Consider the following 18,323-nt stretch of genomic DNA (forward strand, 5'->3'; position numbering starts at 1 on the left):
CGGATTTATTAAAAACCTGAGTCCGATTTAAAGTAAGTAATGGGGCGGCAAGAATTTCATGTGAAAACCTCGCAACTTACTGGTGTCGAACTCAGGGGGAAAATTAATTGTCTTTGTTTTTATGCTTAGGTTTTGATGTGTTTTTGAACCCCTTAGTTCTTTCTGTTTTAGGAACGCTATCTCCAAAAGAGACGGTTCCGTTTTTAGACCAGATAGATTTTTTTTTACCTTTTTTAGTTTCGTCAGACATCACGCCATAAAGGTTTGTATCGAAAGTTGCTGCTAAAATTTCTGGAGATACAGGAATCGGTTTAACTTTTTTTTCGGCAAGAACAATCCAGTTAAATGGAACATTGGATGTTCCTCCTTTGTTTTCTTTTATAATAAACCCTTTTTTACTTACTGAGACAATATGTACACCATTGCTTTCTCCGTGTGGAGTAGCGGTTATAATAATGGGTTTAGTGTCATCTATTATTTCTGAATAATCCTTACTAAAAGCGATATGGTTTGTGCCGCTTATTAGCTTATTCATCCCTTTTTCTTGGATGTCATGACTCATTGATGTATTGGCATAAGAAACTGTTCTTGAGCCGTTTTCTCTTCTGTTTAATACTATAAAAGCTTCATTAGTTATTGTTTTTCCTTGATTATAGTTAGCAAAACGATCTCCAGTAAAAATGGTTCCATATTCATGACCTTTAACCCAAGCGCCAATAACACCTCCGTATATTCCCATACCTATAGATGAGTCTATATAATTGTTTTCCACTGTTCTTCCTGTGACTATACCATTGTTTCTAAGACCTCCGAAGCCATATACGGCATAGTCATTTGCAGTAGATGAAAAGTAGCCTAAGGCGCCTGAGGCAAAATAATTTGTTCCAATTACGCCGCCTACTCTCCTGTTCAAATTATCACCAGTTTCTCCTTTAATTCCAAACATATAAGCTAATGTGTTAAGTAATGAACCATTAACTCCAGAACCCATATTGTTTGTAAAATTGTTACCAGCTGTAGACGTTTCTGTTAAACCTCTTATTCCAGGGCCTAAAGTATTTGAACCAGTATATTGCCCTTGTACTCCTGCGAATATTGTATTGCCTCCTTGTACCTCACCATAAACACCACTACCATTTTGATCTGTATAACCATTAATAGCCCATGGTAATAATGTATTGTTAAGGCTAACGCTACTCATAAGGTCTCCGGGAACAATAGTTTCTAAGGCGCCTATAAAAAATTCTCCTAATGCAGATATGCGTGCTACATGGTTCCCATTAGTTCTAATGTCTATATTGGCATTGTCATAGGTGCCTAGAAAATGAGTGCCTGAAGTTGCAGGTGTACCTGTAGCTCCAGTAGTACCTCCATCTATACCACCATTACCAGTAATCGACCAATCTAGACCTCCAGGGGAACCAGCTACAGAAATCCATTTAGTATTTAACCAGTAATATAAGCCAGGAGTGACATTTGTTGGTGTGGTTCCAGCGGTATTAACATTCCATACTAGAGTGCCATTAGGAATGACTCCTCCTTGTGGATTAATAACAGGAGCCTGAAGGTTTAAATCGGTTAAAGCAACTTGTGGCGGAATTAGTCCTTGCGTATTGGAAGAAATGTCTAAAGCGCCTCTTGGAGTTACTGTACCCAAACCTACTTGTGCATTTGTTTTAGATGTTGATAAAAAGTGAAATATGGCGATTAGTATAAACGCTTTGAGGTGTAATTTTGGGGTCATATTACTAAAAGGTTAAAATAATTAATAAAATGAGGGATTCAAATATATTATAATATTTGTTAAAAACAAATAAATAAAACATATAGAATGCTAAATGAGTGATTATTTGTTAGTAATTGGTGTTCTATTTTAAATATAATTTAAAAACCTTGTTGTTGTTTGGCTTAGAGGAAGCTAATGTGATTATTCTGCAATAACTTGAGGGTGCATAATTATAATCATTAGAAATAGAAAATATAAAAGGAGATATAGAAAGTACTTTGAAGTTTTAAGTGTGTTGTGAAGGGAATTAATTAAATTTGGGCTTAATGGAACATCATAATCTATAAAGTAGTGTTTGATAAAAAATATTTTTGAGACTATATCTTTGGGTTTTGAATAGTTTTTAGAGTTTAAAAACAATATAATATGCCGCTTTTTTTGTGAACGGCCTATAATGAAGGGTAGCGGATATCGATTAAAAATGTCTTAAAATGAGTTATATAATAAGAGTGTTACAATGTGTTTAAATAAAAAAGAATCCTTTTTTTGTATTGAAAAATCAGTTAATATTCCACTCGTGGTAGATGGCGGTAAAATGGTAGATTTGGTATTGAAACGTGAAGATAAAATACATGCTGTTGTTTCTGGTAATAAGTATAGAAAACTAAAGTATAATATAAAAAAAGCTCAAGAAAGAGGCTTTACAAAATTGTTAACTTTCGGCGGGGCTTTTTCGAATCATATTGCAGCAACAGCTTCTATAGGTGAGATTTATGGTATGCAAACTGTAGGCGTTATTAGAGGAGAAGAATTAGAATATAAGATTAATGATAATCCAACTCTATTATATGCAAAGCAATGCGGAATGAAATTTAAATTTGTTAATAGAAGTGATTATAGAAATAAAAATAATCAAGCATTTATCGATGTTTTGCGGTCCGATTATAACGATTTTTATATCGTGCCAGAAGGAGGAACAAATGATTTAGCTGTAAAAGGCTGTGAAGAAATTTTAACTGAAAAAGATAAGGATTTCGATTATATTTGTGCGCCAGTTGGAACAGGTGGTACACTAGCAGGATTGATAAATAGCTCAAATTTAAAGCAAAAGGTTTTAGGGTTTTCAGTCTTAAAAGGAGACTTTTTAAATAAAGATATTAGTAAGTTTGCAAAGCAAGATAATTGGGAGCTAATTAATGATTATCATTTTGGAGGTTATGCTAAAATTAATGAAGCATTAGTACGATTTATTAATCACTTTAAAGTGCTTAATAATGTTCCTTTAGATCCCGTTTACACAGGTAAAATGTTATTTGGTATAATGGATATGATTAAACAAGGGTATTTTCCAGAGTATTCGAAAATATTAGTTATTCATACAGGAGGACTACAAGGTATTGAAGGAATGAACAAGAGATTAAAAAAAAGAAAACTACCATTAATACAATTTAATTAATGAAACAATTATTTATTATTTTAGGACTAGCAATATTGTTTTCCAGTTGCGGGTCTCAAAGAAAAGTCACAACAAAAAAAACGACTAAGGTTGTGAAAAGCTCACCAAAGGTCGAAATTAAGGCTAATCCAAGACCAAATCCTAAAGTAGAAGTCTCAATTGCGGAAGAACCTAAAACCTATTCAAGTCCTACAGAAAAATATATTGCAATATATAGTGCGATCGCTCAAGACGAAATGCGCAATTATGGTGTGCCTGCAAGTATTACTTTAGCACAAGGAATTTTAGAGTCTGGTTCAGGGAAAGGCCGTTTATCTACAAAAGCAAATAATCATTTCGGAATAAAATGTCATAGTGGTTGGACAGGGGGACGTATTTATCATGATGATGACAAGAGACAAGAATGTTTTAGGAAATATAAAAATGCAAAGTACTCATTTCGAGATCATTCTTTGTTTTTAAAGGATCGTAAGCGATATGCAAAACTCTTTAAGTTAAGAAAAGAGGATTATAAAGGCTGGGCGAAAGAGTTGAGAGCAGCAGGTTATGCAACAGACAAAAAGTATCCTCAAAAGTTAATAAGTTTAATAGAACGTTATCAATTGTATCGTTTTGATGTTGAGGTGTTAGGAGGAGATGTTGTGATAAACAACAAGCATACAGTGGTTAAAGGAGATACCTTGTATGGCCTGTCTAAGCGTTATAATATAACTGTAGAGGAGCTTAAGACATTAAATGGTTTGAAGAATAATGATTTGTTTGAAGGACAAACATTAGTTGTAAAAGCCTTATCAAAAGATTAATAGTATTATATATGATTTATAAACGTAGTAGTGCATTGTTTGCACAAGCAGAGCAAGTTATTCCAGGAGGAGTTAATTCTCCAGTTAGAGCGTTTAAAGCGGTTGGTGGAAATCCAATTTTTGTTAAAGAAGCTAAAGGGGCATATTTATATGATGAAGATGGGAACCAATTGATCGATTATATCAACTCTTGGGGGCCAATGGTTTTAGGACATGCTTATGAGCCTGTTGTAAAAGCTGTAATAGAAAAAGCTAAAAAAGGAACGTCCTTTGGTATGCCAACAGAAATCGAAACAGAGATTGCAAAAATGGCTGTTTCTATGGTGCCAAACATAGATAAAATTAGATTTGTAAATTCAGGAACAGAAGCCTGTATGAGTGCTGTCCGTTTGGCAAGAGGCTTTACAGGAAAAGATAAAATAATTAAGTTTGCTGGTTGTTATCATGGTCATAGTGATTCTTTTTTAATTCAGGCAGGTAGTGGCGCGGTAACTTTTGGAACGCCCAATAGCCCAGGTGTCACCAAAGGAACTGCAAAAGATACACTATTAGCACGTTATAATGATTTAATGAGTGTTGCGGAGTTAATTAGCGCAAACAAAGCTGAAATAGCCTGTATAATAATAGAACCCGTTGCTGGAAATATGGGCTGTATACCACCAAAAGAAGGGTTTTTAGAAGGGTTACGACAGCTGTGTACTGAACATAATATTTTATTGATTTTCGATGAAGTTATGACAGGGTTTCGTTTAGCAAAAGGAGGAGCTCAAGAACTTTATGGTGTAGCTGCCGATATCGTTTGTTTTGGTAAAGTAATTGGAGGAGGCTTGCCTGTTGGGGCTTTTGCTGCTAGAGCAGAAATAATGAATTATTTAGCACCTATAGGGCCAATATACCAAGCAGGGACATTAAGTGGAAATCCGTTGGCTATGGCGGCAGGTTTAGCAATGTTGACTGCGCTAAATGATGATGTGGATATTTATAAACGTTTAGAGCAAAAAACAGAGTACTTGCACAACGGACTGTCTGAAGTTTTGAATAAACATAAGGTTAAGTTTACCATAAATAGAGTAGGGTCTATGATTTCTGTGCATTTTGATGATAGGCCAGTAGTAGATTTCGAAACGGCTGTAAATGGCGATAATACTACGTTTAAGAACTTTTTTCACTGTATGCTGGCTGAGGGAATTTATATCGCTCCTAGCGCTTTTGAAACGTGGTTTATTACAGATGCATTAACTTATAGTGATTTAGATAAAAGTATAGCTGCTTGCGATACTGTTTTTAGTAAGGAAATGCATTCTCTTTAGTGATAATATAAATAAGTAATAAAAAAAAGACTGTCTTTTACAGACAGTCTTTTTTTTTATAGATTCAATTTCTTATTAAAAAGATTCGTAATTAACGTTTCTTATTTTGTTTAGAAGATTTAAGCGATTTTGCACTAGGGTGATCGGTTACAATCAAATATCTTTTATACAGAGCATCATCGTCTAATACTTTTTTAATTGTTTTTAGAAGGTGTTCATCTATTAAAGCTTTGTTGTCTTTAAAACTAGCGCTTCCAGTTTCATGAATTGCTTCTAAAGATTGATTTTTATTATAGTATATCTTGTATGCATTATATATCTTTTTTAATGTGGCATTATCAAAACTAAATTGCTTTTGCAATTTTGTTGTGGTAGTTGCTGCTTTTTTATTAGCATCAGATTTGTTTTGAGCAAATGCAGATTGCGTTCCTAAAATCATTAAAAAAGCAAAAAAGCAAAAAGTGAATATTTTTCTCATTATTTTGTTAGTTAGATGTTAATGAGCCAAAGTAAAGCTATTTAAATAAAATTAGCAAATAAATTTAATAGACCTTGAATAATCACTAGTATTTTTATTAAATAACTGGTTTAATGTTTACTGCTTGTCTTCTCTTTTTTGTTTTTAATATGAGTTCTATGTTGCTTCTTTTGCTTTGTTTTTCGTGCTAACATTTTCTCCCATTTTTCATATTGTTTAGTATTAAGAATTTTTTTCATTTCTTTTTTTCGAGCTATTTGAGCATCTAATCTTTCATTCATAATTTTCAAACGTTCTTCGTTCGAACGTTTTTTTGCATGTTCCTGTTCTTTTACCCTTTTTTCTATTTTAGCTTTCTTCAATTTAGCGTCTCTATAGTTTATTTCGTTTATTTTTTTTTGTTGCGCTTCTGTTAAATCCAAATGCAAGGTCATTTTTTTTGTTTTTAATTGTGCTATGTCTTCCGCACTCATATTTTTCATTTTAACTGCTTTGTCTTTATTATAGAAATTTTGTTCTTTTTTTGTGTCTTGTGCAGTTAGTTGAAACGCTATTAATGCAATTGTTAATGTTACTAATTTTTTCATTACGATTATATTTTAGATGTTTATTTAGTAATAGGACGGGTTTTCTTTTAAATGGTTTAAATTTTTGTCTTTTCTTGTGTAGAAGAATTTTATTTTTTATTCAATTGTAGATTATTTTTAGCTATGAGTTGTATTGTTAATTAGAAATGTTATGATCGTTTTTCAGACTTCATATTTTCTCTGTTTAATATGATTGTAATGCAATTTTGAGAGGTGTTTTTAAAGATCAATATTAAGAAAAAGAAGGTGTGAATCTAGTTTTGTAATATTTCTAGAAAAAAATGTTTTATTGCGCTAATTGTTTTGTTATTAGTAGTTAAGGGTGTTTTTTACTTGTTAAGTACTTGCCTTTAGTTGAATACTTTTTAATACTATTATAATAATATAGTATGAAAACAGTATTTAAGTTTACTAAGAGTTTGAGATATTGCTATTATGTTCGCAGTAGAATTGAAATAAACTCCTAAAGAATGAAATTGATTAAAACACTTTTATTATTGTTTTCAGATCGCATTGATTCAGATCTAGAATTAGAAAATAATGAGAAAAATGAATTAAAATTTGAACCACAAAGGAGGGGTTAAATTAACTAAGAGTATATAATATTGTATTAATTGCAATTATAAGAATAACGCCATTATCTTAATTTTGGCAGCTATAAATAGATTGGTATTGATTTTTTTTAGGAGGAAAATTAATGAAATTTGGGGAAATTCTTTCTATTTATATTTAAGTGCTTCTTTTTTAAGAAGCACTTTTTACATAAAAAGAGGTCTTATATTTTAGAGCTAAAATGGATTGTTTTTTTATTTTTTCGCTTGATTCAAAGTTTTTTACTTTTTAAGTATTATTTTTATTTATTAATGTTGTTAATATATGGAGATAATTCTGTTAATATTAGTCGTGTCGATTATACTTTCTATAATGATTTTTAAGGTTGTGAGAACGGTAAATAAAATTAAAATGTTGCGCGAAAGAGGAATAAATGTAACAAATAAGAGTGTCTATTATAAAGTGTTATCTAATATTTTTTTGAAAGACTTACCTTCATAATATTACTGTATAATTTTAAAAATTTCTTTAGAAAAGCACAGCCACTAAGCTTTAGTTTATTAGATGACTTGTATTTTAAGTGTTAATTAGAAATACTAAATTTATGGATTCAATTCTATAAAAGAGTTAGACAGGAATGTTTTAACTATCTTATTCTAAAAAAGACTTTAGGTTGTCTAGTCAGTTATTTTATTGAGCGAGGTCTTTACTTTTTGTTTTACCTTTTGAATAGATTTAGGGTTTAGCCTTTATTTATTAGCGTATATCGCGTTATATTAAATATGTGAAATAAAAAAACATACACTCAAAAGAATGTATGTTTTGTATTTAAATCTGAAATTGGTTTGCTTTTTTTATAGCATTTCAACAAATAAACCCTCGTCGTTCTTATTTACTTTAGCTACACCTAATTTTGTTAAGCCTTTAATGGTTTTATCCCATTTTTTATTGCTTAATCCAGATTGTGTTTTTAAGTCATTTAATATGATATGTTTTTCTTTTTTTAATAATTCAAAAACAATTTTTTCATCATCACTCATAGGAATTGCTTTTTTCTCTGGTCGCATTTGAGGAAAAAACAATACTTCTTGTATGGATTGATTATTCGTTAAAAACATAATTAAGCGATCCATACCAATACCCATTCCAGATGTAGGTGGCATACCATATTCTAAAGCACGTAAAAAATCATGATCTATAAATTCGGTAGCTTCATCATCTCCTTTTTGCGCTAACTTTAATTGGTGTTCAAAGCGTTCGCGTTGGTCTATTGGGTCATTTAATTCTGAGTAAGCATTGGCAATTTCTTTACCACAAACCATTAATTCAAAACGTTCTGTTAATTCAGGATTATCTCTATGTTCTTTACATAAAGGGCTCATTTCTTTGGGATAATCTGTAATAAAGGTTGGTTGAATGTAGTTGCCTTCACATTTTTCACCAAAAATTTCATCGATTAACTTCCCTTTACCCATAGTATCATCTACAGCAATCCCCATATTTTTAGCGGCCTCTCTAATTTCGCTTTCTGTTTTGTTTGTAATGTCAAAACCCGTAAATTCTTTTATAGAATCTGCCATTGTTATGCGTTTGTAAGGCGCCTTAAAGTTTACTTTGTGCTCCCCGAAAGTGGCTTCGGAAGTGCCGTTTACAGCAATAGCACAGTGTTCTAGTAAACGTTCACAAAAATCCATCATCCAGTTGTAATCCTTGTAAGCTACATATATTTCCATAGCTGTAAATTCAGGATTGTGAGTACGATCCATACCTTCATTTCTAAAATTTTTAGAAAATTCGTAAACCCCATCAAAACCACCAACGATTAAACGTTTTAAATACAGCTCATTTGCAATTCTCATATATAGAGGAATATCGAGGCTGTTGTGGTGTGTTATAAAAGGACGTGCTGCGGCACCTCCAGGAATAGGCTGTAAAATAGGCGTTTCAACTTCAAAATAACCAGAGTCATTAAAGAACGAACGCATGGCATTAAATAATTTGGTGCGTTTAATAAAAACATCTTTAACATGTGAATTTACAACCAAATCAGCATAACGCTGTCTGTAGCGCATTTCAGGATCTGTAAAGGCATCATATACAACGCCATCTTTTTCTTTTGGTGTAGGTAATGGTTTTAAAGCTTTACTTAATAATTTAAAGTGTTTAACACGAATGGTTATTTCGCCTACTTTTGTTTTAAAGAGTTCCCCTTTAATACCAATAAAATCACCCAAATCCAACAATTTTCTACAAACATCGTTGTATAACGTTTTGTCTTCTCCTGTACAAATTTCATCTCTGTTAAAATAAACTTGAATACGTCCTTCAGCATCTTGTAGTTGCGCAAAAGACGCTTTTCCTTGTACATTAAGGGCCATTAATCTACCTGCAATAATTACCTGTTTGCCTTCAGAGAAATCAGCCTTAATCTGTTTAGAATTATGATTTATTGGGAATAAATCCGCTGGATATGGATTAATTCCTAATGCACGTAATTTTGCTAATTTACCTCTTCGTACGAGCTCTTGCTCAGTTAATTGTGACATAGTAATATATTGTGAATAATTAAGCTAGCAAAGATAAGGTTAAAACAGATGAATTAAAACTAATTTTTTTATGTTGTGACTAAGGAAAAAGAGCTGTGTTTTAGTTGTTATTAGATTTGTCTTATTTCTAACCTTATAATTGTAACAAAAATAAAAACATAACGTCCTACTAATACATCAATCATCAATCTACAATACAGTAGGTTGTATTAAATCAAAATTATTATGAGTTTTTGGAGAGTGTTACTTTCAATCTTATGTCCACCTTTAGCAGTTATAGGTAAAGGCTGTGGATCTATTGTTATTGTTTTCTTATTATGGCTCTGTGGCTGGGTGCCAGGAGTTATCGCGGCACTTATTATACTTAATAACCCTAACAGATAAAAGCGTATATTTGCAGTCTTAAATTTTAATCTTATTTATATTATAAAATGAAAAAAAATACCGTTCTAATTCTTTGTTTCTTTAGTCTAATATTAGCAAGTTGTCAATTCTCAGAAGATATATATATTAATGATGATGGTTCTGGTAAAGTATCATTTTCTTTTGATGGTTCTCAGCTGATGAAAATGGCAGGAGATCAAATTAGCGAAACAAAAGAAGAGGCTATAGATTCCACATTTAGTTTTAAAGATTTTTTTGATGAAAAACGCGATAGTATTTCAAAATTACCTTTAGCAGAACAAGAAAAGCTTAAAGCCTTAGAACCTTTTAAAATGCATATGGTTATGAATCCTCAAACATCGGAAATGAAGTTTGACATGTCTAGAGAATTTAAAAAAGCAGAAGAACTTGAAGATATGTTTAAGGCAATGAATAATTTTAGCAATATGCAAAAAGGCAAGGATGGTACTAAAGCAAAAAATAATGGCAATCCTTTTTCTTCTTTTGGCGCAAATGAAAATACAGAACTTCAATACACTTATAATGGTAAAAAATTTACTAGAAAAGCTAAAATACTAGATAAGACGCTGTATAAAAAAATGGCCGATAGTATAGGTGATATGAGTATGATGCTTGGTAGTTCAATCTATAAGTTGAATTATCATTTTCCAAAACGAATACAATCGGTATCTAATGAAAACGCTATGTTTAGTGACGATAGAAAGACTGTTACCGTAGAGTTTGGTTTTATGGAATATGTTTCTAATCCAGAAGCATTAAATATAGAAGTGATTTTAGAAAATTAAGTTTTGAATAAAACGATAACGATACAGGATTTAGGAGTTAAAGATTTTAAGGAAACTTGGGATTATCAAGAAGCATTGTTTAAAACTATTCTGGATATAAAAATAAAAAACAGGAGAGAAGATGCTGGATTAGAAACGCCTAATCATTTTTTGTTTGTTGAGCACCCGCATGTGTACACTTTGGGGAAAAGTGGAGCACTGTCTAACTTATTGTTAAGCGAGGCACAACTTGCAGAAAAAGGCGCCATGTTTTATAAAATTAATAGAGGAGGCGATATAACCTACCATGGCCCAGGGCAAATTGTAGGATATCCCATATTGGATTTAGAAAATTTTTTCACAGACATTCATAAATACCTGCGGCTATTAGAAGAAATGATCATTTTAACGTTAAAAGAATATGGTATTGAATCTGAACGTAGCCCCGGGGAAACAGGAGTTTGGTTAGAGGTCGGGACGCCATTTGCAAGAAAAATTTGCGCTATGGGAGTACGTGCAAGTCGTTGGGTTACAATGCATGGCTTTGCATTGAATGTAAATGCAGATTTAGGATATTTTGATAATATTATCCCTTGTGGAATCCGTGGTAAGGCAGTGACCTCACTTAATGTAGAGTTAGGAACGAAAACGGTTGATGAAACCGAATTAAAAGAAAAATTAATAAAGCACTTTAAAGTACTCTTTAATGCAAAATTTAAACAGGCAGAGGGGGAATAATTAAAAAGGCGGGTTTTGTTTTAAAGCTAAGCAATAACTTGTGTTAAAATAAAAGGGAACTATTTGTTGTTTAGTAAGAACAAATAGTTCCCTTATTAACTGTATTTCTGAGATTAAAAAGTAAAATAGAGAATTACATATTATTACCCTTCAGCATTAAAGAATACCTTGTAATAAAACATTTTTTTATCTTCATCATATCCGCGTTCTAAGTGCTCACTGGCAGCATCTGGAGCATCAATATCTAGCTTTATTTGTATGTGAGTGTCTAATTTAATATCCGTTTTTATTTTTTTCTTTTCTTTATTAACAACTGTTTCGGCTAAATCAAATTGATTTCTAAGCACTACATTGAGTTCTGTTTCGTATTCTTTTCGAAAATCTTCAAACATTTGAATTTGCTTTTCTTCTTCAAAAACCTCTTCCTTAAAGCGTTCTACATTTATAATTTCATTTTCTTTAAAGTAGTCTATAGTTTTTGCTAAAAAGATATTGCGTTCTTGCTCGCCATAACTTGTTTTTAGAACTTCTGTAGAAAACTCCTTGCAAAGGTCTATATAATCAAAAGTATGGTTGTTCATATCATCGGCATACTTAATATTTAAAAAATGATCTGTCCAATATTGCGCATCATAATTATTATTATCTGCGCTAAGAATAATATTGCCTTCCATATCTGTTTGATTTAAGATCAAACATCCTTTATCTACTTTTTTAGAATTGATCCCTTTTTGTACTAATACATCATAACTATTATTTTCTAAATAGGTCTGAAAGAAATTGGTTTTATTTTCTATTTTGAAAATCCCAATGGCATTGGTTGTCATATCTTTGTATTCAATGCCTTCAAACATTGCAATTAAAACATCGCCTGTTTTAATTTGGGCAGAATTAGATTGTTCAAATAAGTGCTTTACAATGTTCTTTGATGTTTCTATAAAGGTGCTATCCTCGTCGTCGTTAAAGAGTTGTTTTGAATAAGAATTAATCTCGTTAAGCTCCACATTAGAATGATGATTGAAACGAAAACTTTGAACTACAGACCCAAACGGGCGCAATAGAAATGGTAACATTAATTCATAACTGGCTTCGTCAAAGTGAACCAGTTGCTCAGAGAATGCATTTTTGGTGTCATTATGCTTATTACCTACTTTATGGATTATAAATTTAGAGATACTGGCGCTTGTACGTTTAATCATTTTTTTTATGTGCTTTTATTGTAAAATGCAATGGTAGTAAATTTTATACAAAGGGTTAATTAATCTCGTATACTAAAATAGAATTCTTATCGCCCTTGGTTACAAATTCTAAGTTGCTATCCTTATCTATATTGTTTAAGTCTATAGCAGCACTTCCATAAACAGGAAAGTTAGCAATGGCTTTAGCTTGACTGTCAAAAAGCAGTACCTTTTGAGACTGTAAGTCGGTTACAGTAACATAAATCTTGTTGTTAATATAAAACAACTTAGGTTTTGTGTAATTAGCAAAATCCATTGTAATGGTTTTATGTTTTATAGATAATTTATTTCCCGATTGAGTCACTAGAGTTTTTGAAGATGCTGTCAAACCGTGGTCAGGCGTAAGTTGTAAAGGCTTCGTTTTTATGTTGCCGTTTTGAGCTATCATTATCAAATTTCCGTCGGCTGTTGTTGTAGTGAAAGTATTCTTGTAATTATAAACAGCTTCATTCGAGTAGTCTAATGTTTTATTTACAGAAACTCTAGGAGTACCTCTTCTGTTTAGTATGTAAAGGTGTTTATTAGTCTTAATAATAATATAATCTTTACTACCCATTCTTATATGTTGTGGTTGGGTATTAATCGGAGCTTTGGGATTTTTAAAATTAAATCCGCGAACAGGTTTTCCTTTAGCATCATAAAGTAGTACAGTATTGCCTTGTGTAACGAAGAGTCTGTAGTTTTTATTTTTGTCATAATCGAAAACAGAAAGCGGTTGTGTAATTTCATCTTTAAATTCTAAGGGGTACCCAGTAACATCTTTACCTTCTCTGCTAATTAGGTAGACCCGATTGGGAGTCGCAAAAGCGAGTTGTAATCGGCCATTTTTGTAGATGTCTATTTGTTCAATTTTCCCGAGGATGGGACCGTTTAATTGCTTTTTCCAAATGACATTACCTGTGTTAGAAATTAAATAGAGTTTGTGATTGGTGTCCTGCACTACAATTTCTTTTTCTTTAGTACGGTGATTGGTTACAAACTGTGGGGCAGTAAGTAAGTTTGCATCCAATTTAATGCTTAAAACTTCTGTAACCGAATTCTCAATAGCTTTTGTTTTACTTTTAGATAGTATGGCATTGAAATGCGCATAATTAGTGTCGTATATAAACTGGATAGCAGATGATTTGTAAGGCGTAAGAGTCGCTTTTAAATCAAGGTCTAAATTAGCATTCAGTATGTTTTTTAAGGCGGTTGGGTTTACAACGTGTAATATGGATGCAGCATCACTTAGCGTTGTAGTCATCGTTTTGTAGTATTCACGAGAGCTTAGAGTGGTTTTATTCTGATAGTTTGCTATAATATTTTGTAAGGTATCTAAACTGTTAGCGAATACAAAAAAACGATCAATAATACAGTAGAATCTAGCATTATTAAAAGTAATTAATGGAGTAAATGTAGATTCAAAGAGCGTAGGAGTACTAAAACTAAAAATATCAACTTGCCTATATGTAGTTACTTTATTTTGTTCACTCAATAAAGCTTCTTTTGTGTTTACAATATCTATAGAATTTAACACTATAGCTTCGTTTGGGCCTTCATAAATACTACCAATTTCTATAATATTATCAAATAAAGGAAGTGTGGTACTATCTGAGACCTTTAAATTAAAAGCTTTAAGGTTGGTATTAAAAGTATCAAAATCATCAAAGGTGAAACTCATAAAACCATCACTATTGGATGGTGTTATCTTAGCAAGTTCATTATCTTGAGGAATGGTATTCTTAAAAACATTAATTAAGCTTTTAGTAGAATCGTTGGCTTTAGAGATCCCGTTTAAAAATAATTGATCTTGTGTTATTTCGGTGTCAAAAGCTGTATAATTAGTGAAACTAGAAAAAGGTAAGCTTTTGGAGTTAAAAAGGGTTTCAATAGTCTTTTCTTTTGTACTATTAATAACCATTGATAAATGGTTATTCGTATTTGTAGTACTTAGCATTTTGCGAATTATAGTATGGTCTTCTTTTTGGTTTAGAACAGATTCTAAAAGAGCTGGATTAGAAGTCCCTATTAAAATACTATCTTTAATAAAGGTGTAAATAGCATTATTAGTATTGTATGTTGTTTTTTTAGCATTATATTTTCCAATAATAATATCTGTAGAAATAAGATCAGGAATGGAATCTGTTAAAAAAACATTTTGAGTTGCTTTTGTTGAAAATAGGTAATGTAGACTGTCATTTTTGCCTTTTACTAGTGAAATTAAAGTTGGATGAACTGTGTTTAAATACCTTAGGTTAGAAAATACATCAGAAGCCTTCTCGTAAGTTGTAGAAGTCGCTATGGATTCAAGAAAATCACTATTGTTTAAATTGCTTTTTAAACTTTCAATGGTGTTTACATTGAGAACTACAGAAGCATCATTAGGAATGAAATCGTAAATAGTAGCATTTTTATTTTTAGTATTACAACCTAATAAGATTACTGAAAGAATAATACTGTACCAAATGTTTTTCATCTTGATGTAAAATGTTTTTGTAAAAATACCTATTTGTTTTTTTTTGTAAAAACTAAAGTTTCAATTTTAGCTGTTCAGGCAGTAGTTTAAAGCTTTTTCTATGGTATTTGCTAGGGCCGTATTTTTTTATGGCTTCTCGATGTTCTTTTGTTGGGTACCCTTTGTTTTGTTTCCAGTTGTACATAGGGAACTCTTTATGTATCGTATTCATATAATCATCACGATATGTTTTTGCTAAAACGGAAGCAGCAGCAATACTCATAAATTTACTGTCTCCCTTAACAATGGTTTCAAACGGGATATTATTTAAAGGTTTAAACCTGTTACCATCTACAATAATAAATTTTGGTAAAGGGTTTAATTTTAGAATACTACGCTGCATGGCTATAATAGATGCATTTAAAATATTAATAGCATCAATTTCAGCTTCAAAAACGTGACAAAAAGCAAAGGATGTAGATTCAGATTCTATTACAGGCCTTAGCAATTCGCGCTTATTTTTACTTAGCTGTTTAGAATCATTCAATACGGCGTTTTTAAAATCTAGTGGTAGAATTACAGCAGCAGCAGTAACAGGGCCTGCAAGGCAACCACGACCAGCTTCATCTGTACCGCATTCTAAAGCAATGTTAGCGTAATTTAATTTTAGCATTTATATAATTCTTAACATTATAATGGTGTTATATATTGTAATTATGTGTTTATTGATAGAAAATGAAAAACCATTTGAGATATTTCTTATTTTTGGCAAAAAAATCCAATGAACAGAGAAACGGTGCTGTTTTAATGTTTCTGGGTTTAAAAATAATTATGATTTGAAGAATAAAATAATTTTAGGAGTCTTTTTATTGGGTTTCTTTTCTGGACTAAATGCTCAGGAGAAAGAATTGCTTACAAAAGAAGAGGAAGCGTCAAAGGAACTTAAACGTTCCGCTAATGATTCTTTAAGCAAGCGAAGTAAAAATACGAATAATAAAAATGTAAAGAGCAAAGAGGCTAAAATTACAGACTACCTTATTATTTCTTATGTAAACGATACAACTTATGTCGATACAACCTTGACCATAAAAAAAGAACACAAGTTCAACTATTTACGAAAAGATGATTTCGGATTGATGTCATTTTCTAATATAGGCCAATCTTATAACACCTTAAGTTATAATACAGAAGAAACCAGTTTAATGCCAGAGTTTGGAGCTAGAGCAAGGCATTTTAACTTTATGGAGGTAGAAGATATTAAGTATTATAATGTGCCTACGCCATATACAAACCTGTTTTACAAATCGGCATTTTCTCAAGGGCAGTTATTAGATGCGCTATTTTCCATTAATACATCAGAACAGTTTAATTTTTCAATAGCTTATAAAGGCCTTCGGTCCTTAGGGAATTACCAACATATATTAACCAGTACAGGGAACTTTAGATTTACCTCTAGCTACAAAACAAAGGATAAGCGTTATGTGTTCAATGCTCATTTTGTTTCTCAAGATTTGTTGAATCAAGAGAATGGCGGTTTAAAAGATGATAATCTTATCTTTTTTGAATCTGGAGATTCCGATTTTAAAGATAGAGGGGTCTTGGAGGTGAATTTTGAAGATGCTGAAAATGTATTAAAAGGAAAACGGTTTTATCTTAATCAAAGTTATGCTATTACAAAAGGCAAGTTGGATTTAAGACATGTAATGTTGTTTAAGGATAAGAATTATACTTTTGATCAAGCGAATGCCAACGATTTTTTTGGAGCTGCATTTCAATCGTTATTATTAAGAGATAGGGTGGCTTTAGAAGAGTTTTATAATGAATTGCAATTGAATTATAAAAACGATATGCTGGGCGCATTACAGTTTAATGCAAGTCATAATAATTATAACTACGGCTATGATAAAATTGTAATTCTAGACGGAAACACTATAACTAATAGGTTAAAAGGAGAGGTGTTTTCTCTAGGCGGTAAATATGAAAAACAAATAAGTAACTTACATATAAAAGGAGCGGGAGGAGTGAATGTCTCAGGAGATTTTGAAGGTAATTTTGTTGAAGGCGAAGTGGAGTATAGGCTTAGCGATGATATTAAATTAGGAGGGCAAATTAATAATAGCTCTAAAGCACCAAATTATAATGCATTGTTAAATCAAAGCAGTTATGTAAACTACAACTGGCAGAATAGTTTTAAGAACATTAAAACACAACGATTGGCTTTCAGTATAAAATCAAATAAGCTAATGAATTTGTCTGTAGATTTATCTACCATAAATGATTATGTGTATTTTACTAAAAATGAAACAGGCAATGTAAAGCCTTTTCAAAATGATAAAACTATAACTTACCTAAGAGTAAAAGCAAATAAAGAAATAAAATACGGGAAATTTGCTTTAGATAACACGGTAATGTATCAAAGTGTAGCGGATGAAAATAAGGTGTTTAATGTGCCAGAAATAATAACAAGAAATACGCTGTATTATTCAGATCATTTGTTTAAAAGAGCAATGTATTTGCAAACAGGTGTGACGTTTAATTATTTCACAACGTATAATATGAATGGATACGATCCACTATTGGCAGAGTTTTATGTGCAAAACGAACAAAAGTTTGGGGGGTTTCCAAGATTGGATTTCTTTGTAAATGCAAGAATACGTCAAACAAGAATCTATTTAATGGCAGAGCATTTTAATGCCTCTTTTACAGGTTACGACTATTACTCTGCTCCAAATAATCCCTATCGAGATTTTGCAATACGATTTGGAATCGTATGGGATTTCTTTTTATAGTACAACGTTCATAAATTATCTTACAATTGAAACATTCGAATTTCATATATATAGCAAAATTAAGGGCAACTCAAAATGTTTTCTAAAGCGCCTCTTTTAAGGAGGTAAGAATATCTAATTAAGTTAGAATTGTTTTAATAGATATGCCGAATGTATCAATGAACTAAAAAAGGATAAATACTTTTTAAACCGTAAATATTTAAAAATAAATAAGTTATAATAATTTCAAGAAAAAACTTTAAAAAAAACAAATAAAAACATTGTGAGAGACGAAAAAGGGTTTTATATTTGCACCCCGCTAACGGAATAAGTAGTTAAGCGAAACAAACAAGAATAAAAGTTCATAAACATATTGAATTGACAGCGTAGATTAACATTGGAAACGATGTTAGTTACAAAAAGAGAATAAACCATTTTGAGTACTTAGAAAAGTTCCTTAATTGTTAAACAATATTTAAGATTTAACGATGAAGAGTTTGATCCTGGCTCAGGATGAA

Annotated in this window: 14 protein-coding genes; 7 read left to right on the plus strand and 7 right to left on the minus strand. The window is 31.5% G+C overall.

Annotated features, from left to right (window positions below):
- Window positions 1-103: 103 nt before the first annotated feature.
- Window positions 104-1,744, minus strand: coding sequence for a hypothetical protein (locus AC2D8I_RS12555; protein WP_484706366.1), 1,641 nt, complete (start codon window positions 1,742-1,744; stop codon window positions 104-106).
- A gap of 499 nt (window positions 1,745-2,243) precedes the next feature.
- Between AC2D8I_RS12555 and AC2D8I_RS12560 the strand changes: the two genes are divergently transcribed.
- From AC2D8I_RS12560 to hemL, 3 genes are read left to right on the plus strand one after another with little or no spacing between them, the layout of a single operon-like run.
- Window positions 2,244-3,182, plus strand: coding sequence for a 1-aminocyclopropane-1-carboxylate deaminase/D-cysteine desulfhydrase (locus AC2D8I_RS12560; protein WP_484706367.1), 939 nt, complete (start codon window positions 2,244-2,246; stop codon window positions 3,180-3,182).
- Complete coding sequence (locus tag AC2D8I_RS12565; protein ID WP_484706368.1) at window positions 3,182-3,985, plus strand: glucosaminidase domain-containing protein; 804 nt, start codon at window positions 3,182-3,184, stop codon at window positions 3,983-3,985. The genes AC2D8I_RS12560 and AC2D8I_RS12565 overlap by 1 nt, the downstream gene beginning before the upstream one ends.
- Window positions 3,986-3,996: 11 nt before the next feature.
- Window positions 3,997-5,295, plus strand: coding sequence for a glutamate-1-semialdehyde 2,1-aminomutase (gene hemL / locus AC2D8I_RS12570; protein WP_484706369.1), 1,299 nt, complete (start codon window positions 3,997-3,999; stop codon window positions 5,293-5,295).
- 91 nt (window positions 5,296-5,386) lie between these two features.
- Here hemL and AC2D8I_RS12575 read toward each other — a convergent pair whose 3' ends face one another.
- The 3 genes from AC2D8I_RS12575 to lysS all read right to left on the minus strand — a co-directional run bounded on the left by AC2D8I_RS12575 (window position 5,387) and on the right by lysS (window position 9,458).
- Window positions 5,387-5,773 carry a hypothetical protein gene (locus AC2D8I_RS12575; protein WP_484706370.1) on the minus strand — a complete coding sequence of 129 codons (387 nt, stop codon included), beginning with the start codon at window positions 5,771-5,773 and terminating at the stop codon, window positions 5,387-5,389.
- A gap of 110 nt (window positions 5,774-5,883) precedes the next feature.
- Entirely contained in the window at window positions 5,884-6,360 is a 477-nt protein-coding gene (locus AC2D8I_RS12580; protein WP_484706371.1) for a hypothetical protein, read from the minus strand.
- Window positions 6,361-7,766: 1,406 nt separating this feature from the next.
- On the minus strand, window positions 7,767-9,458 hold the full coding sequence (lysS, locus tag AC2D8I_RS12585) for a lysine--tRNA ligase (RefSeq protein ID WP_484706372.1): 1,692 nt from the start codon (window positions 9,456-9,458) through the stop codon (window positions 7,767-7,769).
- Between the two features lie 225 nt (window positions 9,459-9,683).
- Here lysS and AC2D8I_RS12590 point away from each other — a divergent pair, with 225 nt between their 5' ends.
- Genes AC2D8I_RS12590 through lipB form a run of 3 tightly spaced genes read left to right on the plus strand, consistent with a single transcriptional unit; the run spans window position 9,684 to window position 11,365 of the window.
- Window positions 9,684-9,842: a YqaE/Pmp3 family membrane protein gene (locus tag AC2D8I_RS12590; protein WP_484706373.1), complete on the plus strand. Its 159-nt coding sequence runs from the start codon at window positions 9,684-9,686 to the stop codon at window positions 9,840-9,842.
- 47 nt (window positions 9,843-9,889) lie between these two features.
- Window positions 9,890-10,648, plus strand: a complete 759-nt coding sequence (locus tag AC2D8I_RS12595) for a hypothetical protein (protein WP_484706374.1) — start codon at window positions 9,890-9,892, stop codon at window positions 10,646-10,648.
- Between the two features lie 3 nt (window positions 10,649-10,651).
- The gene (lipB, locus tag AC2D8I_RS12600; RefSeq protein WP_484706375.1) at window positions 10,652-11,365 is read left to right on the plus strand and encodes a lipoyl(octanoyl) transferase LipB; all 714 of its coding nucleotides are present in this window, start codon (window positions 10,652-10,654) and stop codon (window positions 11,363-11,365) included.
- A gap of 143 nt (window positions 11,366-11,508) precedes the next feature.
- On the opposite strand, the gene AC2D8I_RS12605 is transcribed toward lipB, so the two are convergent.
- From AC2D8I_RS12605 to AC2D8I_RS12615, 3 genes are read right to left on the minus strand one after another with little or no spacing between them, the layout of a single operon-like run.
- Window positions 11,509-12,564 (minus strand): nucleoid-associated protein, encoded by a 1,056-nt coding sequence (locus AC2D8I_RS12605; RefSeq protein ID WP_484706376.1) that lies wholly within the window; start codon window positions 12,562-12,564, stop codon window positions 11,509-11,511.
- A 55-nt stretch (window positions 12,565-12,619) separates the two neighbouring features.
- Entirely contained in the window at window positions 12,620-15,058 is a 2,439-nt protein-coding gene (locus tag AC2D8I_RS12610; protein WP_484706377.1) for a DUF3352 domain-containing protein, read from the minus strand.
- Window positions 15,059-15,110: 52 nt separating this feature from the next.
- Complete coding sequence (locus AC2D8I_RS12615; RefSeq protein WP_484706378.1) at window positions 15,111-15,710, minus strand: ribonuclease HII; 600 nt, start codon at window positions 15,708-15,710, stop codon at window positions 15,111-15,113.
- 163 nt (window positions 15,711-15,873) lie between these two features.
- Between AC2D8I_RS12615 and AC2D8I_RS12620 the strand changes: the two genes are divergently transcribed.
- Entirely contained in the window at window positions 15,874-17,826 is a 1,953-nt protein-coding gene (locus AC2D8I_RS12620; protein ID WP_484706379.1) for a putative porin, read from the plus strand.
- Window positions 17,827-18,323: the final 497 nt, after the last annotated feature.

The organism is Lacinutrix sp. YIN62 (genome assembly GCF_057219185.1).

Excerpts from the sequence above, each read along its gene's own strand:
- AC2D8I_RS12555 (WP_484706366.1), bottom strand. The coding sequence starts at position 1,744 with ATGACCCCAAAATTACACCTCAAAGCGTTTATACTAATCGCCATATTT.
- AC2D8I_RS12560 (WP_484706367.1), top strand. The coding sequence starts at position 2,244 with ATGTGTTTAAATAAAAAAGAATCCTTTTTTTGTATTGAAAAATCAGTT.
- AC2D8I_RS12565 (WP_484706368.1), top strand. The coding sequence starts at position 3,182 with ATGAAACAATTATTTATTATTTTAGGACTAGCAATATTGTTTTCCAGT.
- hemL (WP_484706369.1), top strand. The coding sequence starts at position 3,997 with ATGATTTATAAACGTAGTAGTGCATTGTTTGCACAAGCAGAGCAAGTT.
- AC2D8I_RS12575 (WP_484706370.1), bottom strand. The coding sequence starts at position 5,773 with ATGAGAAAAATATTCACTTTTTGCTTTTTTGCTTTTTTAATGATTTTA.
- AC2D8I_RS12580 (WP_484706371.1), bottom strand. The coding sequence starts at position 6,360 with ATGAAAAAATTAGTAACATTAACAATTGCATTAATAGCGTTTCAACTA.
- lysS (WP_484706372.1), bottom strand. The coding sequence starts at position 9,458 with ATGTCACAATTAACTGAGCAAGAGCTCGTACGAAGAGGTAAATTAGCA.
- AC2D8I_RS12590 (WP_484706373.1), top strand. The coding sequence starts at position 9,684 with ATGAGTTTTTGGAGAGTGTTACTTTCAATCTTATGTCCACCTTTAGCA.
- AC2D8I_RS12595 (WP_484706374.1), top strand. The coding sequence starts at position 9,890 with ATGAAAAAAAATACCGTTCTAATTCTTTGTTTCTTTAGTCTAATATTA.
- AC2D8I_RS12605 (WP_484706376.1), bottom strand. The coding sequence starts at position 12,564 with ATGATTAAACGTACAAGCGCCAGTATCTCTAAATTTATAATCCATAAA.
- AC2D8I_RS12610 (WP_484706377.1), bottom strand. The coding sequence starts at position 15,058 with ATGAAAAACATTTGGTACAGTATTATTCTTTCAGTAATCTTATTAGGT.
- AC2D8I_RS12615 (WP_484706378.1), bottom strand. The coding sequence starts at position 15,710 with ATGCTAAAATTAAATTACGCTAACATTGCTTTAGAATGCGGTACAGAT.